We start from the raw sequence: 1,961 nt of genomic DNA on the forward strand, positions 1-1,961 counted from the left end.
CCCACGGACCGCCGTCATCCCCCCAGGGCAGCGTGAGCGAACCCTCCGCCAGCTCGTGGCCGGCGGGCACGTACACGGTGGAGGGCAACAGGGCCCGCGGGGCCACCTCGCCCTGGCGGACGAGCTGCGGAACGGCGAAGTCCTCCACGGGGGCCCCCGCGCCCCGCGAAGGGTCCACGGATGCCACGGCGCAGTGGGTGGTGCCCAGGTCGATGCCAACGATTCGCATGCCGCCTCCGATTGACGGATGGCTTTCTACTCCTTCATGCGGACGTTGAGCTCCAGCTTCCAGCGTCCGGGGCCTTCCTTCTCCAGGCACCGGAGCTCCAGCGTGCCCACCTCCGTCACCGCCGCCTGGAGGTTGACGGGCGTCAAGTCGCTGAAGGTGGAGGGCTGGCCGGGCATCGTGGTTTCAATGGGGGCCAGCTCCTCCAGCCCGCCGCTGGCCAGCTCGGTGTCCACGTCCTCCAGCATGACGCCCACCTTGTCGTCGCGCCGCAGGGACGAGGAGAAGAAGCGGAAGCTGGTGGGCTCACCGGTGACGAGCCCGAACTCCTGGGGCGGGACGTCCGCCTGCGTGCCTTCCTCCATGCCGAAGGGGGCCACGCAGAGCGCCTTCACGGGCGGCTCCATGCCGGGCACCGCGGGCATCGCCGTCTCCACGCCCACGTAGTAGGCGCGGGCCGTGCCGCCGCGGATGCGCAGGCCGTGGCCCTGGCGCACCCAGCCGTAATAGGCGGCGCCGCGCGCCACCGCGAGGTCCAGGTCCGCGCCCTCCAGCTCCTTGGCGGGCTCGCCGCCATCCGCCGTGAGCCAGCCGTTGAGCACCTCCATGACGCGCGCCTTCAGCGGGCCGGCCTTGAAGACGCCGCCGTTGAAGAGCACCGCCGTGGGGTGGAGGAAGGCCTTGCCGCTGACGTCCACCGGCGCGTCCGGGCTGGCCGCCAGCGCCTGCGCCTGCCGCGTGAGGAAGGCCGCCAGGTGCCGGGACACGCCGGCGTCCTGGGCGTAGGGCAGCGCCATCTGCGCCAGGCCGGTGCGGCGCGCGGTGCGCGGCAGCTCGGTGACGGGCGTCACCGGGAAGAAGCCGTCGGTGAGGACGCGCTCCAGCTCCTCGCGCGTCAGCTCCGTGCGCAGCGTGCCGCCGATGAGCGACGAGCCCCGGCCGGGGATGGAGATGGGCGCGCGCTCCATGGACGGGTCGGCGTAGAGCGCCTCCTTCGCCTGGCGGCAGCCATGGGTGAGGGCGTTGAACTGCCAGGCGTCCAGCTTCTTGCCCTCGGCCGTCATCCGCTGGTTCAGCGTGTGCGCCAGCGCCAGGTCCATGTTGTCGCCGCCCAGCAGGATGTGGTCGCCCACGGCCACGCGCAGCAGCTCCAAATCGCCCGCGCTGTCGCGCACGGTGATGACGGAGAAGTCGGAGGTGCCGCCGCCCACGTCCACCACGAGGATGACCTCGCCGGGCTGCACCTGCCTGCGGAAGTTCTCCCCCATGGCCTCCAGCCACGCGTAGAGCGCGGCCTGGGGCTCCTCCAGGAGGGTGATGTTGGGGATGCCCGCGGCCTTGGCGGCCTCCAGCGTCAAGTCGCGCGCCGCCGCGTCGAAGGAGGCGGGGACGGTGACGATGACGTCCTGTTCGGACAGGGCGTTGCCGGACTCCTCGCGCTCGCGGGCGAAGGTGTGGTCCCACGCCTCCTTGAGGTGGCGGAGGTAGCGCGCGGACGCGTCCAGCGGCGACACCCGCTGCACCTCTTCAGGGGCCTGCCACGGCAGCAGCGCCGCGCGCCGGTCCACCCCTGGGTGGGACAGCCAGCTCTTGGCGGAGGACACCAGCCGGGTGGGCACCTTGGCGCCGTGCGTGCGGGCGAACTCACCCAGGAGGATGCTGGCCTCCGGCTTCCACGGCAGCGCCAGGCTGCCCGCGGGGAACTCCTGCGCGGAGGGCAGATAGAGGAAGGAGG

1 protein-coding gene and 1 pseudogene are annotated in these 1,961 nt (G+C 72.5%); both read right to left on the reverse strand.

Going from position 1 to position 1,961, the window contains the following annotated elements:
• Positions 1 to 229 (reverse strand): annotated as a pseudogene (locus G4D87_RS37105) (Hsp70 family protein); the annotation flags it as partial.
• A gap of 26 nt (positions 230 to 255) precedes the next feature.
• Positions 256 to 1,961: Hsp70 family protein (locus tag G4D87_RS37110; RefSeq protein ID WP_163787492.1), on the reverse strand; the 1,706-nt coding region annotated here is incomplete at its 5' end.

The sequence above is a fragment of the Myxococcus vastator genome (genome assembly GCF_010894475.1).
Taxonomy (GTDB): domain Bacteria; phylum Myxococcota; class Myxococcia; order Myxococcales; family Myxococcaceae; genus Myxococcus; species Myxococcus vastator.